General features: G+C 46.8%; 24 protein-coding genes. 9 read left to right on the top strand and 15 right to left on the bottom strand.

The features are described from left to right. Window positions 1–100: 100 nt before the first annotated feature. Window positions 101–982, bottom strand: coding sequence for a 50S ribosomal protein L11 methyltransferase (gene prmA, locus M0415_RS12145; protein WP_023268963.1), 882 nt, complete (start codon window positions 980–982; stop codon window positions 101–103). A gap of 442 nt (window positions 983–1,424) precedes the next feature. Here prmA and M0415_RS12140 point away from each other — a divergent pair, with 442 nt between their 5' ends. From M0415_RS12140 to M0415_RS12125, 4 genes are all read left to right on the top strand, one after another. Beyond that, window positions 1,425–2,150, top strand: coding sequence for a fumarate reductase cytochrome b subunit (locus M0415_RS12140; protein WP_249553337.1), 726 nt, complete (start codon window positions 1,425–1,427; stop codon window positions 2,148–2,150). Window positions 2,151–2,354: 204 nt separating this feature from the next. Beyond that, window positions 2,355–3,026, top strand: coding sequence for a fumarate reductase cytochrome b subunit (locus M0415_RS12135; RefSeq protein ID WP_249553339.1), 672 nt, complete (start codon window positions 2,355–2,357; stop codon window positions 3,024–3,026). A 63-nt stretch (window positions 3,027–3,089) separates the two neighbouring features. Continuing rightward, complete coding sequence (locus M0415_RS12130) at window positions 3,090–5,096, top strand: fumarate reductase flavoprotein subunit (RefSeq protein WP_249553340.1); 2,007 nt, start codon at window positions 3,090–3,092, stop codon at window positions 5,094–5,096. Then, complete coding sequence (locus tag M0415_RS12125) at window positions 5,096–5,827, top strand: fumarate reductase iron-sulfur subunit (protein WP_086903871.1); 732 nt, start codon at window positions 5,096–5,098, stop codon at window positions 5,825–5,827. Before M0415_RS12130 ends, M0415_RS12125 begins: the two co-directional genes overlap by 1 nt. Window positions 5,828–5,887: 60 nt before the next feature. On the opposite strand, the gene M0415_RS12120 is transcribed toward M0415_RS12125, so the two are convergent. Next, window positions 5,888–6,172, bottom strand: a complete 285-nt coding sequence (locus M0415_RS12120; RefSeq protein ID WP_249553342.1) for a putative quinol monooxygenase — start codon at window positions 6,170–6,172, stop codon at window positions 5,888–5,890. Further along, window positions 6,169–7,191: a zinc-binding alcohol dehydrogenase family protein gene (locus M0415_RS12115; protein WP_249553344.1), complete on the bottom strand. Its 1,023-nt coding sequence runs from the start codon at window positions 7,189–7,191 to the stop codon at window positions 6,169–6,171. Before M0415_RS12115 ends, M0415_RS12120 begins: the two co-directional genes overlap by 4 nt. 119 nt (window positions 7,192–7,310) lie before the next feature. Here M0415_RS12115 and M0415_RS12110 point away from each other — a divergent pair, with 119 nt between their 5' ends. After that, a complete protein-coding gene (locus M0415_RS12110) occupies window positions 7,311–8,243 on the top strand; it encodes a LysR family transcriptional regulator (protein WP_249553346.1) in 933 nt (310 codons plus the stop codon). Window positions 8,244–8,417: 174 nt separating this feature from the next. Here the strand turns inward: M0415_RS12110 and rho are convergent, their stop codons facing one another. Then, on the bottom strand, window positions 8,418–9,683 hold the full coding sequence (rho, locus tag M0415_RS12105) for a transcription termination factor Rho (RefSeq protein ID WP_011621213.1): 1,266 nt from the start codon (window positions 9,681–9,683) through the stop codon (window positions 8,418–8,420). 211 nt (window positions 9,684–9,894) lie between these two features. After that, window positions 9,895–10,221: a thioredoxin TrxA gene (gene trxA, locus M0415_RS12100; protein WP_011070766.1), complete on the bottom strand. Its 327-nt coding sequence runs from the start codon at window positions 10,219–10,221 to the stop codon at window positions 9,895–9,897. Between the two features lie 152 nt (window positions 10,222–10,373). Here trxA and rhlB point away from each other — a divergent pair, with 152 nt between their 5' ends. Both rhlB and M0415_RS12090 read left to right on the top strand, forming a co-directional pair. Next, window positions 10,374–11,693 carry an ATP-dependent RNA helicase RhlB gene (rhlB, locus tag M0415_RS12095; RefSeq protein WP_086903875.1) on the top strand — a complete coding sequence of 440 codons (1,320 nt, stop codon included), beginning with the start codon at window positions 10,374–10,376 and terminating at the stop codon, window positions 11,691–11,693. Next, window positions 11,694–12,620 carry a Ppx/GppA phosphatase family protein gene (locus M0415_RS12090; protein WP_089068632.1) on the top strand — a complete coding sequence of 309 codons (927 nt, stop codon included), beginning with the start codon at window positions 11,694–11,696 and terminating at the stop codon, window positions 12,618–12,620. Window positions 12,621–12,694: 74 nt separating this feature from the next. Here M0415_RS12090 and M0415_RS12085 read toward each other — a convergent pair whose 3' ends face one another. From M0415_RS12085 to nadC, 10 genes are all read right to left on the bottom strand, one after another. Next, entirely contained in the window at window positions 12,695–13,231 is a 537-nt protein-coding gene (locus M0415_RS12085; RefSeq protein WP_089068631.1) for a thioredoxin family protein, read from the bottom strand. Window positions 13,232–13,378: 147 nt separating this feature from the next. Continuing rightward, on the bottom strand, window positions 13,379–13,777 hold the full coding sequence (mutT, locus tag M0415_RS12080; protein ID WP_011715628.1) for an 8-oxo-dGTP diphosphatase MutT: 399 nt from the start codon (window positions 13,775–13,777) through the stop codon (window positions 13,379–13,381). A 34-nt stretch (window positions 13,778–13,811) separates the two neighbouring features. Next, a complete protein-coding gene (yacG, locus tag M0415_RS12075; RefSeq protein ID WP_249553352.1) occupies window positions 13,812–14,021 on the bottom strand; it encodes a DNA gyrase inhibitor YacG in 210 nt (69 codons plus the stop codon). Between the two features lie 123 nt (window positions 14,022–14,144). Beyond that, window positions 14,145–14,879 carry a cell division protein ZapD gene (gene zapD, locus M0415_RS12070; RefSeq protein ID WP_249553353.1) on the bottom strand — a complete coding sequence of 245 codons (735 nt, stop codon included), beginning with the start codon at window positions 14,877–14,879 and terminating at the stop codon, window positions 14,145–14,147. Further along, window positions 14,872–15,489 (bottom strand): dephospho-CoA kinase, encoded by a 618-nt coding sequence (coaE, locus tag M0415_RS12065; protein ID WP_249553355.1) that lies wholly within the window; start codon window positions 15,487–15,489, stop codon window positions 14,872–14,874. Before coaE ends, zapD begins: the two co-directional genes overlap by 8 nt. Before the next feature lie 90 nt (window positions 15,490–15,579). Further along, complete coding sequence (locus M0415_RS12060; RefSeq protein ID WP_126512317.1) at window positions 15,580–16,506, bottom strand: prepilin peptidase; 927 nt, start codon at window positions 16,504–16,506, stop codon at window positions 15,580–15,582. A 59-nt stretch (window positions 16,507–16,565) separates the two neighbouring features. Continuing rightward, a complete protein-coding gene (locus tag M0415_RS12055; protein ID WP_249553356.1) occupies window positions 16,566–17,831 on the bottom strand; it encodes a type II secretion system F family protein in 1,266 nt (421 codons plus the stop codon). Between the two features lie 129 nt (window positions 17,832–17,960). After that, on the bottom strand, window positions 17,961–19,670 hold the full coding sequence (pilB, locus tag M0415_RS12050) for a type IV-A pilus assembly ATPase PilB (protein WP_249553358.1): 1,710 nt from the start codon (window positions 19,668–19,670) through the stop codon (window positions 17,961–17,963). An 80-nt stretch (window positions 19,671–19,750) separates the two neighbouring features. Beyond that, on the bottom strand, window positions 19,751–20,188 hold the full coding sequence (locus M0415_RS12045; protein ID WP_283771383.1) for a pilin: 438 nt from the start codon (window positions 20,186–20,188) through the stop codon (window positions 19,751–19,753). A gap of 1,258 nt (window positions 20,189–21,446) precedes the next feature. After that, entirely contained in the window at window positions 21,447–22,331 is an 885-nt protein-coding gene (gene nadC / locus M0415_RS12040) for a carboxylating nicotinate-nucleotide diphosphorylase (RefSeq protein ID WP_249553360.1), read from the bottom strand. A 251-nt stretch (window positions 22,332–22,582) separates the two neighbouring features. Between nadC and ampD the strand changes: the two genes are divergently transcribed. Next, window positions 22,583–23,122 carry a 1,6-anhydro-N-acetylmuramyl-L-alanine amidase AmpD gene (ampD, locus tag M0415_RS12035; protein ID WP_249553362.1) on the top strand — a complete coding sequence of 180 codons (540 nt, stop codon included), beginning with the start codon at window positions 22,583–22,585 and terminating at the stop codon, window positions 23,120–23,122. 81 nt (window positions 23,123–23,203) lie between these two features. After that, window positions 23,204–24,055 carry a beta-lactamase regulator AmpE gene (gene ampE / locus M0415_RS12030; RefSeq protein WP_249553364.1) on the top strand — a complete coding sequence of 284 codons (852 nt, stop codon included), beginning with the start codon at window positions 23,204–23,206 and terminating at the stop codon, window positions 24,053–24,055. Window positions 24,056–24,299: the final 244 nt, after the last annotated feature.

Raw genomic sequence — 24,299 nt, 5'->3', positions numbered from 1 at the left:
GACCTAGGAGCAATTTTTTTTCTTGACTTTTTAGCCTTGAGAAGTCATCGACAAAATAAGCCTAAGCCAGTGGTGGCGCATGTTGCGCCACCCTTTAGCGTTATTTGCGCTTACCTGTCAAGCGGCTCCAATCTTCTTTGTGAGCCGCTTCGTCCATGTCGAACCATTGGCTATAGAAGTCAGAGATTTCTTGCGCTTGCTCTTTAAGCAGTCCAGAAAGGGCTAATTTACCACCAGATTTGACGCGCTCGGCGATAAGGGGGGCAAGTTCTCGCAGTGGGCCAGCGAGAATATTGGCAACTAACACATCGGCCTTAAGATCGGCGGGTTGATCTTCTGGCAGATAAAGTGCCAATTGGTCGGCAACATCGTTACGCTCGGCATTGGCTTTAGAGGCTTCGATGGCTTGATAGTCGATATCGATACCTGTGACTTTTTTCGCGCCCAGTTTCAGCGCCGCTACGGCGAGAATACCTGAGCCGCAGCCAAAGTCGATCACTTCTTCGTTGCTGAGATCTAAGCTATCTAGCCATTCTAAACACAGCGCCGTTGTAGGGTGGGTGCCTGTGCCGAAGGCCAGACCCGGATCTAAGATCACGTTTACTGCGCTTGGATCGGGGACTTCACGCCAGCTTGGGCAAATCCATAGGCGTTTACCGAATTGGATTGGGTGGTAGTTATCCATCCACTCACGAACCCAGTCTTTGTCTTCAATTTGCTCGATTTTGTGGCTGAAGCTTTCACCTAAAAACGGCAGGGTTTTCAGCATCTCAATAGTCGGTGCTAAATCCGTGTCAGCCTCGAACAGGGCAACAACTACGGTATCTTGCCACAGAGGGGTTTCGCCCAGTTTAGGCTCAAAAATCGGGGTGTCTTTACCATCTTCAAAGGTAATAGAAACGGCGCCTTCTTCCATAAGTAAGTCGCTGATGGTTTCAGCATCATCACTGTTGGTGTTAATGCGAAGTTGGATCCAAGGCATGGGTAAAATCCTGTGGCTAGGTTTAAAAAATATCGCGCTATTGTATACCCAAACCGCGCTAATTTGCAGAATTCGGTGGCAATTTAACACCAGTAACTGTGTTTTGGTGCGCTGAGGAATTCGCACTAACAATCTGAGGGATTTGCGGTAGGAATTGAGGTTTATTTCAGCATGGACAAGGAGTTAGCTTGTCATCTTTTGGTTGTACGCAAAATCGAACCGCTTGTTTCGATTTTTAATATAAAGCCATGAAATATAATGGTTAATTGGTTTTACCTTTGTTTGGTTTTTACGGCTTTTTTGTGATCCTCTTCTAAGAGTTGACGCTTATCCCGTGAGTTGCCTCACGCTTTAAATCTGTGACACTCAGCCGCGTTTTTTGTTGCTGCTATGGTGTAGTTTGCAAAGAGGCGTCAACAAACCATTAAAGGGTAAAAGCAAGATGACAAGCGTAACGCGCGTTCACACTAGCGTGAAAACACAGGGGATAGGTCACCCTTGGTCGGCTAAGGCCGATAGATTACAGAGCGCGACTGGTATTATGCTGGGATGCTTTCTGTTGTTACATATGCACTTCGAGTCGAGCATTTTGCTAGGTAAAGAGGCCTTTTACCATGTGGTGCAGTTGCTCGAAGGCGGTATGTTTAGCAGTACAGGCCACGGCTTTCCGATAGTCACTAAAGTCTTCTCAGTCTTTATGCTATTCGTCGTCATCTTGCACGCCGCCGTTGCCCTTAGACGATTTCCGGCGCAGCTTGGGCAGTGGCGAGCGTTGCGCTCACACTTAGGTGGCATTAAACACCGCGATACCCATGCGTGGTTTTGGCAGTTGATCACGGGTTTTATTCTGTTTTTCCTCGTGCCAGTGCACCTCTTTACCATGATCTTAAATCCTGAAATTGGCCCACATTTATCGGCCGAGCGCGTGTATCACGATAACGCCTGGTTGCTCTATGCCTTGTTGCTACCGGCTGTGGTTATCCACGCCATGATTGGCTTATACCGAGTGGCAGTGAAGTGGGGCATCACGACCCAGCGCTCCGGCCTACGTAAACTTGCTAAGGTATTGATTATCTACTTGTTATGCCTAGGTAGCGCGAGCTTAGTCTCCTACATGTTTATCGGTAGCGAGCTAAGTGTGCCCGTGCAGCCCTACGTACCCCATTGATTGAAACCCAATACTGCTGCGTTATCCCATGAGGAATTGGGCGCAGCAGGATTTTGTTTCGCTGCTAATATTTAAGCATTCGATTAATTATTCGCCTCCTACTTGATCTAACTCAGGTTTTTTGATGGATTTGTGAGCGATATTAATTTTCGAGGACAACTTAATGAGCAGGGCTCACGGAGCCTGTGGCGCGAGGCGAAAGTAATGGCAATCAAACTAAGTATAAAAAAATGGAGTGCGTGGCTGGATTTAAGCCAGAGTTTGTCGGGTGTCATTCTGGCGGTGTTTTTGTGGACCCACTTAGTATTGGTGTCGTCCATTTTATTGGGTGGCGATGCCATGAACTGGGTGGCTCGCACTATGGAGCTGAGTTTCCTCTCCAGTGATGGCCATGGCTATCCCTGGGTGGTGACTTGTATTGCCGTCGGTATTGCCGCCCTAGCGCTAGTGCATGTGATTGTGGCACTGCAAAAGTTACCCATGAGTTTGCGTCAACAAAGGGCGCTGCAACAACAGATGCAAGTGATCAATCACAGCGATACTCGCCTCTGGCGTTGGCAGGGCATTACGGGCGTGGTGATCCTGTTATTGCTGCCAGTGCATCTGTGGCTTATCGGCTCGGCGCCAGAAACCATTGGCCCGCAGGGTAGCGCCGAGCGGATTTGGAACCAAGGCGTGTGGATGGTGTATCTGCCGCTATTGCTGACGGTTGAGTTACATGCGGCCATCGGGATTTACCGCGTGGCACTAAAATGGGGCGCGGCGCGGGATCTCAATAGTCGCAGCCGTTTACGTAAGATTAAAACCATTGTGAGCATCGCGTTTGTCACTGTAGGGATTGCCTCCTTATTGGCATTTTTACCCCACGCGAGTTAAGCGAAATATAACAAAAGAGTGTTGTCCTAAAACAATAACAGCAGTACCCGTTAAGGAGCAGGCGTGAAACTGATTTATACCGATTCATTAGTGGTTGGTGCCGGATTGGCAGGCCTGAGGGTGGCCATTGCCTCTAAAGAGCGTGGGCTGGATACCTTAGTGCTTTCGCTTATTCCTGCCAAACGTTCTCATTCCGCCGCTGCGCAGGGGGGAATGCAGGCAAGCCTTGGCAACGCAGTTAAAGGCATGGGCGATGATGAAGACGTGCACTTTCAAGACACGGTGAAAGGTTCGGACTGGGGCTGCGATCAAGAAGTCGCCAGGATGTTTGCCCATTGTGCACCCAAGGCTGTACGCGAGTTAGCCAACTGGGGTGTGCCTTGGTCACGCGTGAGTGCAGGGCCTCGAGAAGTGATTGTTAACGCGCAAAAAGTCACTCTGCAGGAAGCGGAAGAAGCCCACGGGCTGATCAATGCCCGCGACTTTGGCGGCACTAAAAAGTGGCGCACCTGCTACACCGCCGACGGTACCGGCCACTCTTTACTCTATGCCATGGATAATAAAGCGATTTCGATGGATATTCCCGTCCATGAACGCGTCGAAGCGCTGGCGATTATCCACGACGGTCAACGCTGTCACGGGGTGATTGCCCGCTGTTTAATCACGGGTGAGTTGCGTGCCTACGTCGCGAAATCGACCACCATAGCCACCGGAGGCTATGGCCGCATTTATGAAGTCTCAACCAATGCGATTATCTGCGAGGGTATAGGTCAGGCGCTGGCGCTTGAAACGGGCGTTGCTACCCTTGGTAATATGGAGGCCGTGCAATTCCACCCCACGGCGATTGTGCCCGTAGGGATTTTAACCACAGAAGGTTGCCGCGGTGACGGTGGCTTGCTGCGGGATAAAGACGGTTATCGTTTTATGCCGGACTATGAGCCAGAGAAGAAAGAGCTAGCGTCGCGGGACGTGGTGTCTCGCCGCATGACCGAGCATATGCGTAAAGGTAAGGGTGTCGATAGCCCCTATGGCCCACATTTATGGCTCGATATCACCCTGCTAGGGCGCAAACATATCGAAACCAACCTGCGTGAAGTGCAGGAGATTTGCGAGAATTTCCTCGGGATCGACCCTGCGAAGGATTGGATCCCCGTGCGTCCAACCCAGCATTATTCCATGGGCGGTATTCGCACTAAGGCGACGGGCGAGAGTCCGCAGCTTAAGGGCTTATTCAGCGTGGGTGAGGCCGCCTGTTGGGACATGCATGGCTTTAACCGCTTGGGCGGTAACTCGCTCGCCGAAACCGTAGTTGGCGGCATGATAATCGGCAAATATGTGGCTGATTTTTGTGAAAATAATAGCCTCGAAATCGACACTCAGCTTGCCGAAAAGTTTATGCAACAGGTGCAGACTGAAATCGATACCTTAGTCGATGGTGAAGGTCACGAAAGCCCCTTCGAGCTTAAGCGCGAAATGCAGCGGATTATGATGGACTACGTGGGGATTTTCCGTAACGGCCCAGAGCTTGATAAAGCGGTAACTGAGCTAAAAGCCCTGCTTGAACGCTCACGCAAACTCGGGATTAAGTGCAAGAAACGTCACGCCAACCCAGAGCTAGTAGAAGCGCTAAGGGTGAAGCGCATGCTCAAGGTTGCGCTGACCGTTGCTTGCGGCGCTGCGGCGCGTACCGAAAGCCGTGGAGCCCACGCCCGAGAGGATTATCCGCAGCGTAATGACAGAGATTGGCTCAACCGTACTCTCGCCAGTTGGCCCGATGCCCAGGCGTTGGCCCCCGTTTTAAGCTACGAGCCGCTGGATGTGATGAAGATGGAGCTGCCGCCGGGATACCGGGGTTACGGTATCGACAATGCCATTGCTCACCCCGATACCGCCAAACGCGAGCAGCAAATTGCCGAGATTTTGGCAGGGCTGGGCGACGATGCTGATCGTTATCAACGCCAGGCGGCGCTGATGCCCTTTGAGCTGCCGCCGAGCCTACAAGCTAAAAATGAACGTTTAAGTGATACCTTACAAAGACCATCTGCCAATGCGCTAGGAGAAAAATCATAATGAGCCAAGGTCGCCAGTTAACCTTTAATATTTTTCGTTATGATCCGCAGGAGCCAAACGATAAGCCGAAGATGGTGCGTTATCATCTCACCGAAACGCCGGGCATGACGGTGTTTATCGCCCTCAATAAGCTAAGGGAAGAGCAAGATACGTCGTTGCAGTTTGACTTTGTCTGTCGTGCTGGGATTTGCGGCAGTTGCGCCATGGTGATTAATGGCTTCCCGACTTTGGCATGCCGAACGCTCACCGCCAAATATCCCAAAGGTGAAATCACTCTGATGCCATTACCGGGTTTTGAATTGATTGGTGATTTATCGGTTAACACGGGTAAGTTTATGCGCGAACTCGCCGAGCGCTTAAAGCTATGGTTACACCCAAAAGCGAATGATATCAGTATCCATCGCCTCGAGGAGCCGATGGCGCCGGAGGAAGCGGCGCGGCTCTATGAGTTAGAGCGCTGCGTCGAGTGTGGGGTTTGTGTGTCTGCCTGTGCCACTAAACAAATGCGTGAAACTTTTGTCGGCGCTGTGGGGATGATGAAAATCGCCCGCTTTGAACTCGATAGTCGCGATGCGCGTACGGCTGAAGATTTTTACCATGTGATTGGTAATCAGGACGGGGTATTTGGTTGTATGACCCTGCTCGGCTGCCAAGACAATTGTCCGAAGGATTTGCCTCATATGCAGCAGATTGCTTATCTGCGCCGCAAAATGGCGATGACCTTAGTGTAATTCTGTTAGCTGTTTGATTAAAAAAGTAAAGCGCCTTTTTAGGCGCTTTACTTTTGGTCGTTAACAGGCATAGGTCTTATGAATATCAACCTGCTTAACGAGTTCTTCTGAGGCGGTTACAAAAGCACTAAAGTGTGGACTTGCCATATGTGCCTCCAGCGCTGCTTGAGATTGCCACACTTCATACATCCAAAACTGATTTGCATTATCTAAAGAGCGATGCAGCGTATATTCAATGCAACCAGCTTCTGTGTGGGTGTCCCTCACTAATTGTTTGAGCAAGTTAAACAGCGAATCTGTTTGGCCAGGATGCGCTTGGATTTGCGCAAAAACCGTCACTTTCATTGGCTAAATCCTTCCAACACAATTTTACCTATGGCCTTACCCGACTCAATTTGTGCATGCGCTTTAAGCAAGTTTTGTGCATTGATAGTGCCGTAATGCTCACCAAAAGTACTTTGCACTGTGCCTGCATCAATCAGCTCGGCGATACGGTTGAGCAGATGGTGCTGGGCAATCATGTCTTCGGTTTGAAAGAGGCTGCGGGTGAACATAAGTTCCCAATGTAGCGACAGGCTTTTACGTTTAAGCTTCATCACATCTAAAGGGCCGACAGGATCGTCAATCAGCGCCAGTTTTCCTTGCGGTCTAAGCACTTTTACGATTTCGTCAAAGTGCTTATCGGTTTGGGTTAGGCTAATCACATGGGTAACGTCGGCAATATCCAACTGCGCTAGTTCTTCCGAGAGTGGCTTGTTGTGATTTATGACCGCATCGGCACCCAAGTTTTTAACCCAAGTTGCTGATTCAGTACGTGATGCAGTGCCAATCACCTCGGCGCCAGTCAGCTTGACCGCAAGTTGAGTGATGATAGAACCTACGCCGCCAGCGGCACCGATAATCAAAATTCGCGCATTCGTGGCTGAGCCATCCTGCGGGAGACCTAAACGGTCAAACAGCAATTCCCAAGCCGTGATGCTGGTTAAGGGGAGGGCTGCTGCTTGTGCATTGCTTAAGGTTTGAGGTTTACGGCCAACGATACGCTCATCGACTAACTGATACTCGGCATAGCTACCGCTGCGGCTAATATCGCCGGCGTACCAGACCTCATCACCTACTTTAAACAGACTCACCTTATCACCCACGGCTTTAACGACTCCGACCGCGTCCCAACCGAGGATTTTATATTCCCCTGCGGCTGCAGAACTGGATGCGCGGATTTTGGTATCTACGGGGTTAACGGATATGGCTTTCACCTCGACCAACAGGTCAAAACCCTGTGGTGTGGGTTCGGCTAGTGTAATGTTTTCTAATGCATTTGGAGCGTTGATTGCCCCCGCGGCTTGATAACCTATGGCTCTCATATTTATTCCTCACTGGCGACTCGTGTCTGTCACTTGTCATTGAATGCCATTGTGTGAAATATTAATTCCGAGATAAACGGGGTAAAGTTTGTAATTTTTTCAAAGGAAATTTGATAATCATGCTGCTGAATGATCTCGCATTATTTGTTCGCGTTGCCGATTGCGGCAGCATTTCTGCGGCTGCCGCCGAGATGGAGCTCTCGGCAGCATCGGCGAGTGCTGCGATTAAACGCCTTGAAAAACAACTTGATACTAGTTTGTTTGTGCGTACGACTCGAAGTCTGAGATTAACCGCTCAAGGTGAGCGCTATCTTATTCATTGCCGGCGCGCCTTGAGTGATCTCGCCCTCGGAGAGCAAGCGATCGCCAGTGATAAAGGTAAAGTCTCTGGCACGTTGAGCCTGTCGGTTTCATCTGACTTTGGGCGTAACTTATTCGTCCCTTGGCTCGATGACTTCCTCCTTGATTTTCCGCAGCTGCAGGTACGGCTGCATTTGGGCGACAATATCAGCAGCTTTTACCACGACAAAATTGATGTGGCGGTACGTTACGGTAAGCCGCAGGATTCTAATCAGGTCGCCTTCCCGATTTGTACTGCGGACAGAGTGTTATGTGCCTCGCCTGAATATCTTGCCAAATTTGGCAAACCCGAAACCTTAGAGCAGCTAACACAACATAATTGCTTGTTTTATAAATTAGATGAGAGAACTCACGACCAATGGCAATTTGAGCGTGATGGTCAGGAATATAAAATCCGCGTGACGGGCAATCGCAGCGCTAACGATGCGGAAATTGCACGTCGCTGGGCCGTGGCTGGTAAGGGCTTAGTGTTTAAGTCGAGCTTAGATCTCGCTGAGGATATAATGGCGGGGCGCCTTGTGCCTTTGCTGCCCGAATATCGGGGCGAGCCAGTTAATTTATACTTAGTGTGCCCAGGGCGCGAGCATGTCACGCCCGTGGTGCTGTTGCTTCGTGAAATGCTTAGGCAACAGACTCAAACCTTAAGCCGCGCCTTGGCGACATACCTTAAATCTGAAACGCAGTTTAAATAACCATTGAATGCGGTAATCTAGGAGAACTCGCTCAGTCTTGGTGAGTCGACTGTATGTGCCATTCCATTCGAAAGGCGGTTCATCGATTTGTGATGGAATATTGTGCTGCCAAATTCGGCGCAATAAAAAAGCCGCATTAAGCGGCTTTTTTGGAAGATTGACCCTAATCTAGGATTAAGACTTAGCGCGTTTCATCGCGGTGAAGAATTCTTCGTTGGTCTTAGTCATCGCCAGTTTATCGATCAGGAACTCCATTGCACTGACTTCATCCATTGGATTTAAGATCTTACGCAGGATCCACATCTTTTGCAGCTCATCAGGCGTGGTCAGTTTTTCTTCACGACGAGTACCACTGCGGTTAAAGTCAATCGCAGGGAAGACGCGTTTTTCTGCGGCCTTGCGTGACAGATGCAGTTCTTGGTTACCAGTACCTTTGAACTCTTCGTAAATTACTTCGTCCATTTTCGAGCCGGTATCAACCAGTGCGGTAGCAATAATGGTTAAACTGCCGCCGTTTTCGATGTTACGAGCAGCACCGAAGAAGCGCTTAGGACGGTGCAGGGCGTTTGCGTCCACACCACCAGTTAACACTTTGCCCGATGATGGGATAACAGTGTTGTAGGCGCGAGCCAAGCGGGTGATAGAGTCGAGTAAGATCACAACATCTTTCTTGTGCTCAACTAAACGCTTGGCTTTTTCAATGACCATTTCAGCCACTTGTACGTGACGGCTGGCTGGTTCGTCGAAGGTTGATGCAATCACTTCGCCTTGAACGAGGCGTTGCATCTCGGTCACTTCTTCAGGACGTTCATCGATCAGCAGTACCATCAACACGACTTCAGGGTTGTTGTAGGTGATTGACTGAGCAATATTTTGCAGTAATAAGGTTTTACCCGCTTTTGGTGGCGCGACGATCAGACCACGTTGACCCTTACCGATAGGAGAGCATAAATCCAGAATACGGGCTGTGATATCTTCGGTAGAGCCATTACCACGCTCCATACGCATACGTTCTTCTGCGTGGAGTGGAGTTAAGTTTTCAAAGAGGATTTTGTTGCGAGAGTTTTCAGGTTTATCGAAGTTAACTTCGTTAACTTTTAGCAGGGCAAAATAACGTTCACCTTCTTTTGGTGGGCGAATTTTGCCAAAAATGGTGTCGCCCGTTCGCATGTTAAAGCGGCGAATTTGGCTTGGTGATACATAAATATCATCCGGGCCAGCTAAGTAAGATCCATCTGCACTACGTAAGAAACCGAATCCGTCTTGGAGGATTTCTAATACACCGCCACCGAAAATGTCTTCGCCGCTTTTGGCATGGGCTTTAAGAATAGAGAAAATAATGTCCTGCTTGCGAGCGCGGGCCATATTTTCGAGTTTCATGTTTTCGGCTAGCGAGACTAGGTCGGATATCGGCGTGTCTTTTAATTCAGTTAAGTTCATGTTGGGGATCTTGTGTTACGCGACAAAGCTTACCGCAATCAATCAGTAAAGTTTGTGATTCAGGATAGTGATTGACGAGCGAGAAGTGGTTTAGTTAGAAAGAATCTGGTTATTAAAGTAGCACTAACAAAGCGGGGCGTCCAGAAATTTAGGGGGATTCCGGCACAATTAATTAAAGCTTGTGCCGGAGGTCACTCATAGCGACAACAAATTAGATTTGTGCGTCGATGAACTCTTTTAATTGAGTTTTAGACAGTGCGCCAACTTTAGTCGCCGCTAATTCACCGTTCTTGAATAACAGTAAAGTTGGGATACCACGAACGCCATATTTCGCTGGAGAAACGTTGTTTTGGTCAACGTTTAATTTAGCGATAGTCACACGACCTGCGTACTCTTCGGCAACGTCGTCAAGAATTGGAGCGATCATTTTGCATGGACCACACCATTCAGCCCAAAAGTCTACCAATACTGGTAAATCGGCCTTTAACACGTCGTTTTCGAAGCTGTCGTCGCTCAGGTATATAATTTTATCGCTCATGATGTTCTCCAGTTTGGTTGCCATTGCTGGTTTGTTAATGGCTTACCATGTATATTGGGGCTGAAAAATAGCTTTTCAAGTTACCTTTTTACAATGTGGCTATTTCAAACGATCGAGTATCTTATTGCAACCCCAAATGGTATGCTTGCGCTATGAGCCAAACACATTTATCTAATCAAAAATTTGCCGACCTTCCTCTACATCCAGAGGTTAAACAGGCACTTGCCGAGAACGGCTTCGAATTTTGTACGCCGATCCAGGCGTTATCATTACCCGTATTACTTCAATCAAAAGATATCGCCGGCCAAGCCCAAACGGGCACGGGTAAGACAATGGCGTTTTTGGTTGCCACATTTAACCATTTATTATCGACGCCTGTTCCTGAGAACCGTCAGCTAAATCAGCCGCGCGCCATCATTATGGCTCCTACCCGCGAGCTGGCGATTCAAATCGCCAAAGACGCAATTCTCCTCGCCAAACACAGCCACTTAAAAGTCGGCATTGTCTATGGCGGTGAAAGCTATGATGTGCAGCGCAAGACGCTCGATCAAGGTGTAGACATTCTGATTGGTACCACAGGTCGTATTATCGACTACGTGCGCCAAGGCATTATCAATCTCGGCGGTATTCAAGCGGTTGTGCTGGATGAAGCCGATCGCATGTTCGATCTCGGTTTTATCAAGGATATTCGTTTCCTCTTCCGACGTATGCCCAGTGCCGATCAGCGTCTGAATATGCTGTTTTCGGCGACACTTTCGATGAAAGTGCAAGAACTCGCCTACGATCATATGAATGATCCTGTGAAAGTCGAAATAGCCCCCGAAGAAAAAACCTCCAAGAACATCAAAGAAGAAATTTTCTATCCTTCCCAAGAAGACAAAATGCGTTTGCTGCTGACGCTGATTGAAGAAGATTGGCCAGAAAAAGCCATTGTTTTTTCAAACACTAAGCACAGCTGTGAAAACCTATGGTCTTGGCTTGAAGGAGACGGCCACCGCGTGGGCTTGCTGACGGGCGATGTGCCGCAGAAGAAGCGTATTCGTATTCTTGAGCAATTTACCCAAGGCCAATTGGATATTCTGGTCGCGACCGACGTTGCCGCGCGCGGGCTGCATATCTCTGATGTTTCTCACGTCTACAATTATGATTTACCTGATGATTGTGAAGATTATGTCCACCGTATTGGTCGTACTGGGCGTGCGGGTAACAAAGGTGTATCGGTCAGTTTTGCCTGTGAAGAATACGCTCTGAATTTGCCTGCGATTGAAACCTACATCAATCACTCTATTCCTGTGAGTAATTATGACCGTGATGCCTTGCTGGAAGATATTCCGCCGCCAGTCAAAATTCATCGCAAGCACCCTGCGGGAGCACGTAATTTACGCGAACGCTCAGGTGCAGGGCGACCACAAGGTGCCCATCGTAGTGGTGGACGTCCACCTCGCCATGACAGGACGCGTAGACAGCCTTAAATGCCAACACCCGCTTATGCCGCCATTACTTTAGGCTCTAATAGCTTTAATATGCTGATCGCTAAGACAAAAGGCGGTCAGCCACAGATTATTGCTAAATACAAACGTAAAGTAAGGTTAGCCGAAGGCATTGGCGAAGATGGTCATTTAACCGCAGAAGTGATGCAGCGTGGCCTAGATTGTCTAGCGATGTTTGCCCAGATGTTAGCGCTGCATAAAATCCATCCTAATCATGTCGCTGTGATTGCCACCGCGACACTGCGCTGTATCCATAATGCCGATGAGTTTAATCAGAAGGCGATTCCGCTTTTGGGTCATCCGATTGAGATTATCTCAGGTATGCGTGAAGCTGAGCTGATTTATCAAGGTATGGTGGCGACTACTTGCGGCCAAGGTCGACGTTTAGTGATCGATATTGGTGGCGCCAGTACCGAGTTTATTATTGGTGATGGCCACCAAGTTCAGTTTAAGACCAGCTTACCCATGGGTAGCGTGACCTTTAACCGTCGCTTCTTTAACAATGCCCCGTTGCAAGAGCTCGATTTTGACGATGCCAAGCAGGAAGTGTTGGAAGTATTAGGTGAACATAGGCAAAGGTTAAAAGACTTAGGATGGCACTGTGTGGTGGGGGCTTCTGGCGCGGTGCAATCTGTGGTCGAAGTCTTAATGCACCGTAAGCAGTCTGAAATCATTACCTTAGCTGTGCTGAATCAGCTTAAAGCGGAAATCCTTGCTGAAGAACATGCCAGCCTTATGGGGATTATCGGCCTAAGTGCCGAACGCGCACCGACATTTGCCGCTGGAGTGGCGATCTTACTCGCGCTCTTTGAATTCTTGGGCATTGAACATTTGTCACTATCGGGCGGCGCACTGCGTGAGGGCGTGTTAGTGATGCTGGCACAGCGAATTTTAGAAGAAGCGATTTAACCTCAGCTCCATTTTAAAAAGATAAAGGCCGCCAAGTGTACACTTAGCGGCCTTTATTATTTAGCGACTCGAGATTACTTTAAAATCTCGACTAAATCTTTTTCGAGTGAAACGGTTGGACGTTCAACGATGCGGCCAATTTCTTTACCCTGTTGTAGCACGATAAAGGTTGGAATACGTTTGAATTCGTATTTTGCCGCCAGTCCTTCGGGATCTTGCTTGCTGCGATCAACGCCAATATATGTCACTTTGATATTGGGGTTAGCCACTTCTTCCATAATGCGAATAAAGCGTGGGGTTTCGCGATGGCAGTCTGGGCACCAAGTGCCGATGATGACCACGATTTCGGTTGGCTCAGCGATATTTTTAAGAGGGGCTAAGGATGCGGTATCCACCTGATAGCTCTTGTAGCCCTCTGCAAACTCATTGAGATCTTTTACTAAATGTTGCGCTTCAACTACACCGGTTAAAATCACTTCTTGTTTCTCCTCGCTGCAGGTGGCAATCAAGCCCTGTTGTTGCTCTTCAAAGCCACAGCCGCCATTTGCTAGTACTTGGCAACTAAAAAATAACGCGGTCGTGGCGAGTAATGCTTTGACGTTATTGTGCATGATATGCCCTCGAAATCGAAGAAGAATAATGAGTTTGCATTCAAACACTAATTTGCGCTTTCTAAAAGTTGCGGATGAATTTGCTGCAACCCAGATCACGTAACGCTAATGTAAAACCTGAATCTTGCCTGCAAAATAGCGGTTTTGTTACTCGGTTTGTGCCAATAATTTACTGAGAATGGGTTTATTGGCCTCGGGGAAATCGTAATGGCTTAGCTCATGTTTATTGACCCAAGCAATCTGTTGCCCTTCAAGCCCTTGCGCCTCTCCCGTAAATTCACTCACAGTGTGAATATCGAGTAGCACTTGTTTATCGGGATAATCGTAGCTTAGCGCCATATAAGGCTCGCTTGCGCTGACGATTAGCGCGACTTCCTCTTTTAGCTCACGAATCAAGGCTTGGGTGACGGTTTCGCCCTGTTCGACTTTGCCTCCTGGGAATTCCCACTTACCGCCTTGATGTAAATGCTCGGGGCGCTTAGCGAGTAGGATTTGTCCGTTAGGGTTGAGGATAATGCCGACGGCAACATGAATGCGTTTTGTCATAAAATTCTGCTTATAAAGGGCTGATTATTGAGTATTACTCTTTGAAAAAGCTTTCTTCGTCGTAACCGAGTTCATCTAATGCGTCGAGGTCAAACTCAGATTTGACCGGAATAGCATGTTTTTCGGAGCCCCAATCGCCGAGGTCAATCATCTTGCAGCGTTCGCTACAAAAGGGTTTGAATTCCGATTGAGGAACCCATTCCACTGGGGTTTTACAAATTGGACAGTTGACGGTTAACGGCATAATAGACTTCTCCTTAGCAGTCGACTGAGATAACAAGGGGAGCGCTGAGAATCGCAAATATGCCTAGTAGGCAAAATTGGCTTTTAACTCGGCAGCAGCTTAGAGGTCGTTAGTGTAAAGGCTTCAGGCACAGGTCGCTAGTAGGAATTCGATGCTGCGGTCTGAGTGGCGCTGTTGGTCGAATTGGACAAAGTGGATGGCGTAGCGATTGCGATGACCACTGATGGTGGGGTAGCAGCCGTGGGCGGCATCGACTTTGACGCGCACTAATGAGAGCGCTTGAGCACTATCACCTTGGTAAAAACCGGCATGGGCGGTGGCGTTATCGAAATGGGCGGCACTACGAGTTAACTGAAGCAAAAGCATGATGGGAGTGAGAAGGGGATCAAAATGGCTGATCCAAGCTTGGTAATCTTGCTGTCTTTCTTCCCAAGGTTTGGCGAGCCAAAAATGCAGTTGGGGAAGGTCGAAGTTGCAGCAGGCGCCTGGCATACCAAAACGCTGTCGCAGAGCCGATAAAAAACGGTCTTGTTTGAGCTGGCTGCCGCAGCGCTCGGGACGTTGTAGTGGCTCCCTGGCTTGCATTAATGCTTGAATGTAAAACTCAATCTGTTCGCTATCGACATGGTCGAGCTCTTGCCATTTACTCAGTTGCAGCAGATTGCGCTCGATATCTTTAAGGACTTCATTGCGATAGTCGCAACGTTCCGATAATTCACACAGGGAGAAAAGAGGGTAGAAACATCTATGCTGGTGGTCGTGATTTAGGTTATTACTGAGCTGTTTATTGAGATATTCGAGCCGCAAGTAGCTACGGATTTTCTCATTTAAAGGCTGTTCATAAACTAAGTCAGTCATGGGCGTCGTGATTACCGGATAATTGTAAATAGCGCTGGTGCAATGCTTGCACCTCTTGTTTTAGTGTTGATATCTCTCCCTGATTATCAATAATGTCGTCGGCTCTGGCGAGTTTTTCACTGCGACTACATTGGCTATTAATGATGTTATTTACCTGAGTGGCGTCCACATTGTCCCGTTTTACGGTACGACTGATTTGCAACTCCGGCGAAATATCCACCACTAAAGTCCGATTGACTAACCTATCTAACCCGTTCTCAAATAGCAAGGGTACAACCATAATTACATAGTCAGAGGTCGCATTTTCGACTTGTGACAACATTTCTTGGCGGATCATAGGGTGGAGCAACTGATTCAACCATTGGCGCTGTTGTTCATCGCTAAATACCCGCTGCCGCAGTTGTGCTCGGTCAAGCTCGCCAGCTTCAGTTAATACTTCAGGGCCGAAGTTAGCGATAATGGCTTCTAGTCCTTTTGAGCCTTTTGCTACCACTTCGCGAGCCACTATGTCGGCATCGACTAAATCGACACCTTCTTCGGCAAATAAATTGGCAACGGTAGTTTTACCGCTACCAATACCACCCGTTAGACCTACGACAAACTTGGACATAAGATTCCCATCTAGATAAGGCACTTAATCGATTTGGGCTATTCTGCACGATATTGAGCTAAACACTGAAGAAAGATACTGACAGTGTTTCTATAGCGTACTTAGATACCAATCGACTATAGGTTGTCCCCATATCAGGGCTATCCAACCAGCGGCGGCAATATAAGGCCCAAAGGGGATTGGATTAGCTAGCTGATTACGTTTGAGTACGATGAGCGTGATGCCAACAAGGGCGCCAACTAAAGAGGACAGTAAAATGACTAGGGGGAGCATTTGCCAACCTAGCCATGCGCCAAATACGGCGAGCAGTTTAAAGTCGCCATAACCCATGCCTTCCTTACCTGTGAGTAGCTTAAACAGCCAAAACACCGACCAGAGGCTCAAATAGCCCGCTGCAGCGCCTATAACGGCATCGGTTGGAGTGGTAAAGGTATGGTTGAGGTTAATGACTAATCCAAGCCATAGGAGTGGAAGGGTCATCTGGTCGGGAAGTAGCATCTCATCCAGATCGATACCCGTTAATGCAATCAATACGAAGGTTAATATCGCTGCAAACACAAATTGCCAGCTAGGACCAAAATGCCAAGCTATTGTTGCAACTAATAATCCTGTTACTAACTCAACAATTGGATAGCGTGAGGAGATTGCTGTATTGCAGGCGGCGCATTTTCCCCTGAGCATTAACCAGCCCACAATCGGCAAATTATGCCAAGGCTTGATTGCGGTCTTACATTTAGGACAGGCGGAACCTGGCACCACGAGATTATATTTTTCAGGGTAAGTATCTATAGGCTTGTTGAGCTTTTCGATGCCAATCTGTTGTACCACTTCTGCATGGTATTCCTGAAGATACTGATTACATTCCTGTTGCCATTCGCGCTTCATCATCACCGGAAGGCGATGAATGACGACATTTAAGAAGCTGCCAATAGTGGCGGCAAACACAAAACTTAACGTAATAAACAGCCAAGGACTCTGAGCAAGAGAGTGGCTTAAAAGAGAAATAAAGTCTGACATTGGTAGTTCTTATTCTTAATGATTTAATCAATCAGTTAGTTGGGTTCACAATGTGAGGCTTAACCCACGACATTGCCCATTTGGAAAATCGGCAGATACATACCAACAATTAAACCGCCGACCAAGGTGCCAATGACTACCATCATAATGGGCTCGATAAGACTTGATAAGCCGTCAACGGCATCATCGACCTGCATTTCATAAATATTGGCTACTTTGTTGAGCATATTATCGAGTGAGCCAGATTCTTCACCGATCATCACCATTTGGATCAGCATATCGGGGAAAAGCCCTGTGGTGCGCATGGCGACGTTCATCTGCATCCCCGCCATCACTTCTTGACGCACTTTTAGCAATGCCGCCCGATAAACCGCATTACCAGAGGCTCCAGCAGCTGACTCCATACCATCAATTAAAGGCACCCCTGCGGCAAAGGTAGTGGCTAAAGTACGGGAAAATCGTGCCATCGCTGCTTTATGCAATATCTCGCCGATAACGGGAATTTTAAGTACAAGCTCGTCTATTCGATCCCTAAACATTTGCGAATTGCGGTGGGCGCGGACAAACAACCAAATACCTATAACTATTGCAGCGAAGAAAATATACCAAGAGCTTTGCAAAAAGCGTGAAATACCAATAATTAATTGGGTAAAAGCGGGCAGTTCTGCACCAAAGCTTTTAAAAATATCTTCGAATTGGGGAACAACAAATAGGAGTAACAGTGTTGTTACTAATATTGCCACCACAACAACGGCAGCAGGATAAAACATCGCCTTTTTAATTTTGGACTTTAAGGCTTCTGCCTTTTCTCTATAGGTTGCAATTCGATCAAATACTGCATCGAGGGAACCTGAATGCTCACCAGCTGCGACTAAGTCTACATAGAGATCATCGAAATAGCGTCTATGGGGGCGTAGTGAGTCTGACAATGGAATACCCGATTGTACTTCTGACAATATAGTACCGAGTAGCTCGCGCATTTTTTGCTTTTCATGGCCACGACCGAGCATTTCTATAGTGGTCACTAAGGGGACACCTGCTGCCAGCATAGTTGCAATTTGGCGGGTCACCATGGCGATATCCATAGGTTTGATATCGGGATTTCGAGCGAAAAGAGGAGATGCCTTTTTGCGGACAACTTTAGGATTAACCCCTTGGAGTTTTAGTTGGCTTTTAACCTCGGCGACACTGGCGCCTTTTAATTCGCCACCGGTTTTTTTGCCGTCGCGGTTTAAGCCTTTCCATTCAAAGGTATAGATCTTAGGTTGGCTTTTTTGCTCGTTCTTTTTGGCACGAGGCTTTTTTACTGTCGTTGCCGTCGCCATAGATAGTCCCTATTAGGCATTAATTAGCTATAAGTTTATTATCACTAGATTAGTATATATAGCGAAACAAAAAGTGGTTATATAAAACCGTTAAGCGAGCTATGTAGCGTAGCCTAAAAACTATGTGTTTTAAAAGCTTGTGACTCGGTTTACTTCGGCAACACTGGTAACCCCTTGGATAACTTTAAGTAGGCCTGATTGACGAAGGTCACGCATCCCCTGTGCTTTGGCTTGCTCGGCAATTTGTAATGAATTGCCGCCTTCCATAATAGTGCGGGCGATTTCATCGGACATTTTCATCACTTCGTAAATACCGACCCGTCCTTTATATCCGCCAGAACAATGCTCACAGCCCACAGGCTTGTAAGTGGTAAAGCCCTGGGTTATTTGCTGCTCAGTAAACCCTAGACGCTGTAATTCATGCTCGGGAATATGCTCTGCCTCCTTACAATCAGTGCAAAGCCGCCGCGCAAGTCGCTGAGCAATAATAAGATTAACAGAGCTGGCGATATTATAGCCAGGCACGCCCATATTAATTAAACGGGTTAAAGTTTCCGCTGCAGAGTTGGTGTGCAGGGTGGATAATACTAAATGGCCAGTTTGTGCGGCTTTAATGGCTATTTCGGCGGTTTCAAGATCGCGGATCTCTCCCACCATTACCACATCAGGGTCTTGACGCAAGAAGGAGCGTAGTGCAGAGGCGAAGGTTAAACCCGCTTTTAAATTAATATGGACTTGGTTTACACCCTCAAGGTTAATTTCTACCGGGTCTTCAGCGGTAGAGATATTGCGCTCGGCGGTATTGAGGATATTTAACCCTGTGTAAAGTGAAACCGTTTTACCTGAACCTGTAGGACCTGTGACTAAGATCATCCCTTGGGGTTTTGCCAGCATCTCAAGGTAGAGCTTTTCTTGGTCAGGTTCATATCCTAGTTTTTCAATACCGAGCTGTGCGGAGGAGGAGTCTAATATCCGCATTACAATCTTCTCGCCCCACAGAGTCGGCAGGGTGCTTACCCGAAAGTCGATGGACTTAGTGCGGGAAAGCTTCATTTTAATCCGACCATCCTGAGGGACGCGGCGCTCGGCAATATCGAGTTTTGACATCACCTTTAAACGAGCAGATAGACGTCCCGAAAGGCTAATTGGTGGTTCGGAGACTTCATGTAAAATACCGTCGATACGAAAACGAATGCGGTAGCGTTTTTCATAGGGCTCAAAATGTAAGTCTGAGGCCCCTTTACGAATGGCATCTGTAAGAATCTTATTGATATAAATGACGATAGGTGCGTCATCACTACCGTCTCCAGCGTTTTCCTCTTGGCACTTATCGGTATCGGTAATCTCAATGCCAGCTAAAGCGGCTTCGTCCATACCGCCTAAATCTAAGCCGGTAATATCTTCTTCTAATACTTTTTCAAGAGCTTTAGTGAGCTTATCTTCCTCTACTAAAATCGCTTCGGCATGTAGGCCGGCACTAAATTGAAACTCTTCGAGGGCGGCAATATTGGTTGGATCTGAGGTGGCTATATAGAGGCGGTTACCACGTTTGAATAGTGGTAAGCAGCGGTGTTTTTCTATGAGTTTTTTATTGGTAAATTCTTCAGGTATAGCACTTAATTCGAATTCATTTAAATCAAGTAGTGGGGTGCCATATTCTTCATAGCAAAGTTCAGCAATGGAACGTGCCGAAATCAGCTTAGTTTGAACTAAAGTAGTAACGAGAGTCTGTTTAGTTTGACGGGATTTAGTGATGGCATTAGCCATCTGCTCTTCATTAAGCAGGCCTTTACGGATAAATAAGGTTGATAAACCTAAATGAAGACCTGTTGTTGGCATAAAACCTTAGTCTTAATAAATCGGTGAGAAGCAGTCAGTAACACAATCTTCTCACCTATACTCTTGAAAATAAAAATAAATTAGCAGAATTTTGTGCAGTTATCTATCCAAGTTACTTGGCCGCCTGCTAATGTACCTGTAAGAATGTAAGTATCACTTGCCGTTACCCCACCAAAAGCAACTGGAGTTACAGTTATAGTTACTTTATCTGCTGCGGTACTTGCAACTTCGACTTTAGTTACTAATCCTGATGCACCTGCAGCAGATGGTACACCTCCTTTACCATGACCACAGTTTGCAGCTGCTAGAGTTCCCTCTACTTGTCCGCAAACTTCAAGAGCAGTTTTGAAAGACGAAGCAGCTTGTACTATTTCTGTATATTTTGCTTTATCAGTATAAGTTTGATAAGCAGGCAATGCGATTGCAGCCAAAATACCGATAATGGCAACTACAATCATTAACTCGATCAAGGTGAAACCCTGAGCTTGCTTGTTTAAACCTTTATTCATTGCTTTCATTTCTTTCTCCAGCTTACGCAGTATTAATTAACAAGTTAACTTGTAGTCACCCGATGATAAGTAAAAATGTTTATTTTACAATCACTTTTACTTATCTGTTTTACTTTTAGCTTTAGTCACTGTGGACAGTGCTTACAACCGTTAAGCCTATACCATATTGGCTGATAAATCGATTTAAACTGTAACAATTTACCAACATACCATCTTGTATAGGTCATCGTTTGATGTATCGTCAAACATTTTGCATCTATCAATGTGCTCTTTAAATGTGGCGAATTTGCTATTGAGGTCGCAAGCCGCACCAAATTGCACAGGTTTCTTGCTCTGATTTCGCGCATAAAGGGTTCAATTTGCCCAAAACAATCTCACCCGTTACAGACGCTATACCTAACTTGATATACTTAACTCTTTTGGCAAGAAGCTATGTGTCATGGATAAGCACTACACATATCCCTTGCGTCAATCCTTTGCTGTCTTTCTGTATCCCGTCATACAGTAAGTGAGATACAGAAATTCCATGTCTTTAGTGTGTCTAGCATGCCGCTATTTCCACTTCTGTAAAAGTTAGTACAAAGTTAAAAAAAAGGGAACTGCTTTTTGGTAAAAAACACTAATAAAATGATTATTTTGTCTAAAAAGTTGACGTTAAAACGTATTGCGTTCTAACAAAAAATTGACAGTGATACAAATGTTGGCGTTATTTAACTTTATGTCAAAACTACGACGTGATTTTAGTGATTATTGAGTTAGGCGAAGTTTGGCGATAAACGCATTAGTTTTTAGTACTCTTTGATTAATAAAAAGAATGAATATGATTTAAAGTGATTTTTAATCAATCGCTTATTGGTTTAGCGTATTGTGTCCAATGTCTGATTGTGGACAGTGTAGGACTAACACTTTGTCTTTATTGTTTATAATTTAGCGTAATATCGAAGCTATTTTAGCCAGTATTTATGAATTAATAACGAAAGCGCTCCTCGGTGAGCGATTTATCATTACCAAGGCTGGCGTTTTTGTGTTTAAGAAATGCGTAAAACGAAAATGTTATAGCAATATGCTGTTTTATATATTGAGAAAAACACGATAAATGCCGAGAAGACTTTGAACAAAATCAATAAAGAAAAGTCAGCAAAGAATAGCTAAGAACGCAGGCAAAACTGGTAGATAAAAGCGGCTTAGTGTTAAGCCGCTTTTGGTTGGGTAGTTTGAAGGTGGGCATCTAGTGGATCAGAGTGCTATTGATAGCCCAAGCTTGGATTCAATAAGACTTGAGTCTGAGTGAGAGATCGAGGGCGCGAACGTGCTTTGTGAGTGCGCCGACGGAGATATAGTCAACCCCAGTTTTGGCAAATTCTGCCAAGGTATCTAAGGTGACGTTGCCTGAGACTTCCAGCTTGGCACCGCTGCCTTTCGCTTTGTATTGATTATTCAGCTCAACAGCTTCAACCATCATGGTGATGTCAAAGTTATCTAACATGATGATATCTGTGCCTGAATCTAGCGCTAATGCGAGCTCTTCTAAGGATTCGACTTCAACTTCTACGGGTTTATTGGGGTGCAAGCTGCGCGCAGCATCCACCGCTTGGCAAATGCCACCGCAGGCCATAATGTGGTTTTCTTTAATTAAGAAGGCATCAAACAAACCGATTCGATGGTTTTTACCGCCGCCACAGGTGACTGCGTATTTTTGAGCAGTGCGAAGTCCTGGGATGGTTTTGCGAGTATCGAGTAAGCGTGTGTGAGTGCCCGCTAACTTATCCACATAATGTTTTGTCAGCGTTGCCACTCCTGACAAGGTCTGAATAAAGTTCATTGCAGTGCGCTCGCCCGTAAGAATAGTGCGGGCTGGCCCTGAAAGTTCACATAACACTTGGTTTGGTAGCACCAGATCGCCATCATCAACATGCCAGTGCAGTGCGACTTCGCCACCTAATTGATTGAAGACTTGTTCGGCCCAAGCTTTTCCGCAAAAAACACCTTCTTCGCGAGTGATTAAGGTCGCTTCGGCATATTTATCAGCAGGAATAAGTTGGGCGGTAATATCGCCGTAGGCAATGGTTTTGCTGTGCTCGTTGATCTCGGTGCCACCAAGGTCTTCATTGAGGGCGGTTTTTACGGCGTGGCGAATATCGTTCTCTAGCATGATTGGGTCCTTGCATTCTTGCATGCCACAGATGGCGTGCTTGAAATTGCTTGCTTGCATTTAGGGCTAAGATTACCACCTAGTGCGAGTGATAAAAAGTCACAGGAAGTGTGCCGATTGAGATTATCCGGCTAACTGATGATGGCTTTGGGATGTGGCTAGTTATTTCACCTTTGTCATTGAATTGCATATATTCAGTCACTTAATGCTGTTAGAGTAGTGGCATTATGCCTGTAATATAGGAAGAGCTTATGCGCTTTGATGCCGGATGGTTTTCCTCGGCTCGACGCTGTGAGTCACCGCATTTTAACCGTCGCCCATTTGGGGAAATTAGCCTGTTGGTGATCCACAATATCAGTCTGCCTGCGGGATGCTTTGGACTTCCCTATATTGATCAATTATTTCAAGGGTGTTTAGATACCAAAGCCGATGAAAGTTTCGCCGATTTAGCGGGGCTACAAGTGTCAGCACATTTTTTAATTCGCCGCGATGGTGAATGTGTGCAGTATGTCAGTTGCGAAGATAGAGCCTGGCACGCAGGCGTATCTCGTTATGGCGAAAGGGAAAATTGTAATGATTTCTCTATCGGTATCGAGCTTGAAGGCACAGATACTGAGCCCTATACTGCGGCCCAATATCAGCAGCTTACAGAGTTGACTCGGGCCTTATTAGCGCAGTATCCCGCATTAACAGCACAGCGGATTGTGGGGCATAGTGACATTGCACCGATGCGCAAGACGGATCCAGGCCCAAGCTTCGACTGGGAAAGGTATTTAACAGCGTTAGGCTAGAAGCAAAGAGGAGTAAGCGAAGGGGAGGTATTTTTCTCATCACCCTGCGCGTTTCCGGCTTTTTTACAAGGAGTATTACCGATGGCATTATTTTCATTACTGGTCGCCATTCTTGTGGAACGATTAAAGTTCCTTCCCGCTTCGTGGCAGAGCGATCGCGTGCTGCAATCCTATCAATCCACTTTCTTTGGTGACAAAGCCTCGTTAACCAATACCAGTATGTTGCTCGCCATAGTGTTGCCAGCCTTGGTAGTGCATGTTTTGGGTTGGGTTGCATCAGGCATGTTTTGGGGGTTGTTAACCCTTGCCCTGTGGGTGCTAGTGGCAATTATTTGCTTTAATCATCAAAAACAGCGCGATAGCTTTAAAAAGTATATGCAGGCGGCGTGTCGCTCCGATGTGCAAGCCTGTTACCATTATGCCGCTGAATTAGATTGCAGTGAGTGTTTAGATGCTGTGTCTGAAAAAGACTTAGGCGCCAAGGTCGGGCAGAGTGTTGCCTGGATAAACTATCGTTATTACGGCGCAGTGGCATTATGTTTTATCTTCCTAGGCCCAGTTGGCGCTGTCTTATATTGCACCGCGCGTTTTTATGCCGAAGAGAATGTGCGTAAATCCCTTAACCTACCGCTTATCGAAGATATTATGTTTGTCCTAGATTGGATCCCGAGCCGGGTATTTTCCTTTGGCTATGCGCTCAGCGGTCAGTTTAGTGAAGGGCTTTCGGCTTGGCGTGACCATGCCTTAAATATCAATGCGAGTGCCAGAAGGGTAGTGACAGAAACGGCGTTAGCCTCTCAGCCGCTGCCAGAGGAGTCGAGTGCACCAGTTTGTGTACAATCGACCTTGGCATTATTAGTCTTAAGTAAACGCAACTTTACTCTGATGGTTGCTGTGTTGTCGCTGTTGACCATTTTTGGCCTAGTGACTTAAGCCGTAGTCGCCACGTGACATTTTATAGAAGGAATGGGTGAAGGTGATTCGCCAATTCCTTTTTTGTTTTTAGTGCACTGTAATCGACATTTCTGCTACGTCACAGAATGCTATTTCGCCACTGTCTTTTGGAATGATTTTCGGTGAAAATGCCTTTTACTCAGAGGCTTATGTGGCATTCATTTACTTATGTCAAATGGTCTGACCCCATAGTGACATTTTTAGGCTATGCTCTCACATCGTG

Source organism: Shewanella sp. 10B (assembly GCF_023475885.1).
GTDB classification, from domain to species: Bacteria; Pseudomonadota; Gammaproteobacteria; order Enterobacterales; family Shewanellaceae; genus Shewanella; species Shewanella mangrovisoli.
This window is presented reverse-complemented; position numbering and strand designations above follow the sequence as displayed.

Excerpts from the sequence above, each read along its gene's own strand:
- M0415_RS12135 (WP_249553339.1), top strand. The coding sequence starts at position 2,355 with ATGGCAATCAAACTAAGTATAAAAAAATGGAGTGCGTGGCTGGATTTA.
- yacG (WP_249553352.1), bottom strand. The coding sequence starts at position 14,021 with ATGCCGTTAACCGTCAACTGTCCAATTTGTAAAACCCCAGTGGAATGG.
- M0415_RS12110 (WP_249553346.1), top strand. The coding sequence starts at position 7,311 with ATGCTGCTGAATGATCTCGCATTATTTGTTCGCGTTGCCGATTGCGGC.
- trxA (WP_011070766.1), bottom strand. The coding sequence starts at position 10,221 with ATGAGCGATAAAATTATATACCTGAGCGACGACAGCTTCGAAAACGAC.
- M0415_RS12120 (WP_249553342.1), bottom strand. The coding sequence starts at position 6,172 with ATGAAAGTGACGGTTTTTGCGCAAATCCAAGCGCATCCTGGCCAAACA.
- pilB (WP_249553358.1), bottom strand. The coding sequence starts at position 19,670 with ATGCCAACAACAGGTCTTCATTTAGGTTTATCAACCTTATTTATCCGT.
- mutT (WP_011715628.1), bottom strand. The coding sequence starts at position 13,777 with ATGACAAAACGCATTCATGTTGCCGTCGGCATTATCCTCAACCCTAAC.
- M0415_RS12140 (WP_249553337.1), top strand. The coding sequence starts at position 1,425 with ATGACAAGCGTAACGCGCGTTCACACTAGCGTGAAAACACAGGGGATA.
- M0415_RS12060 (WP_126512317.1), bottom strand. The coding sequence starts at position 16,506 with ATGTCAGACTTTATTTCTCTTTTAAGCCACTCTCTTGCTCAGAGTCCT.
- rho (WP_011621213.1), bottom strand. The coding sequence starts at position 9,683 with ATGAACTTAACTGAATTAAAAGACACGCCGATATCCGACCTAGTCTCG.
- M0415_RS12055 (WP_249553356.1), bottom strand. The coding sequence starts at position 17,831 with ATGGCGACGGCAACGACAGTAAAAAAGCCTCGTGCCAAAAAGAACGAG.
- M0415_RS12090 (WP_089068632.1), top strand. The coding sequence starts at position 11,694 with ATGCCAACACCCGCTTATGCCGCCATTACTTTAGGCTCTAATAGCTTT.
- M0415_RS12115 (WP_249553344.1), bottom strand. The coding sequence starts at position 7,191 with ATGAGAGCCATAGGTTATCAAGCCGCGGGGGCAATCAACGCTCCAAAT.
- prmA (WP_023268963.1), bottom strand. The coding sequence starts at position 982 with ATGCCTTGGATCCAACTTCGCATTAACACCAACAGTGATGATGCTGAA.
- rhlB (WP_086903875.1), top strand. The coding sequence starts at position 10,374 with ATGAGCCAAACACATTTATCTAATCAAAAATTTGCCGACCTTCCTCTA.
- coaE (WP_249553355.1), bottom strand. The coding sequence starts at position 15,489 with ATGTCCAAGTTTGTCGTAGGTCTAACGGGTGGTATTGGTAGCGGTAAA.
- nadC (WP_249553360.1), bottom strand. The coding sequence starts at position 22,331 with ATGCTAGAGAACGATATTCGCCACGCCGTAAAAACCGCCCTCAATGAA.
- ampE (WP_249553364.1), top strand. The coding sequence starts at position 23,204 with ATGGCATTATTTTCATTACTGGTCGCCATTCTTGTGGAACGATTAAAG.
- zapD (WP_249553353.1), bottom strand. The coding sequence starts at position 14,879 with ATGACTGACTTAGTTTATGAACAGCCTTTAAATGAGAAAATCCGTAGC.
- M0415_RS12045 (WP_283771383.1), bottom strand. The coding sequence starts at position 20,188 with ATGAAAGCAATGAATAAAGGTTTAAACAAGCAAGCTCAGGGTTTCACC.
- ampD (WP_249553362.1), top strand. The coding sequence starts at position 22,583 with ATGCGCTTTGATGCCGGATGGTTTTCCTCGGCTCGACGCTGTGAGTCA.
- M0415_RS12085 (WP_089068631.1), bottom strand. The coding sequence starts at position 13,231 with ATGCACAATAACGTCAAAGCATTACTCGCCACGACCGCGTTATTTTTT.
- M0415_RS12125 (WP_086903871.1), top strand. The coding sequence starts at position 5,096 with ATGAGCCAAGGTCGCCAGTTAACCTTTAATATTTTTCGTTATGATCCG.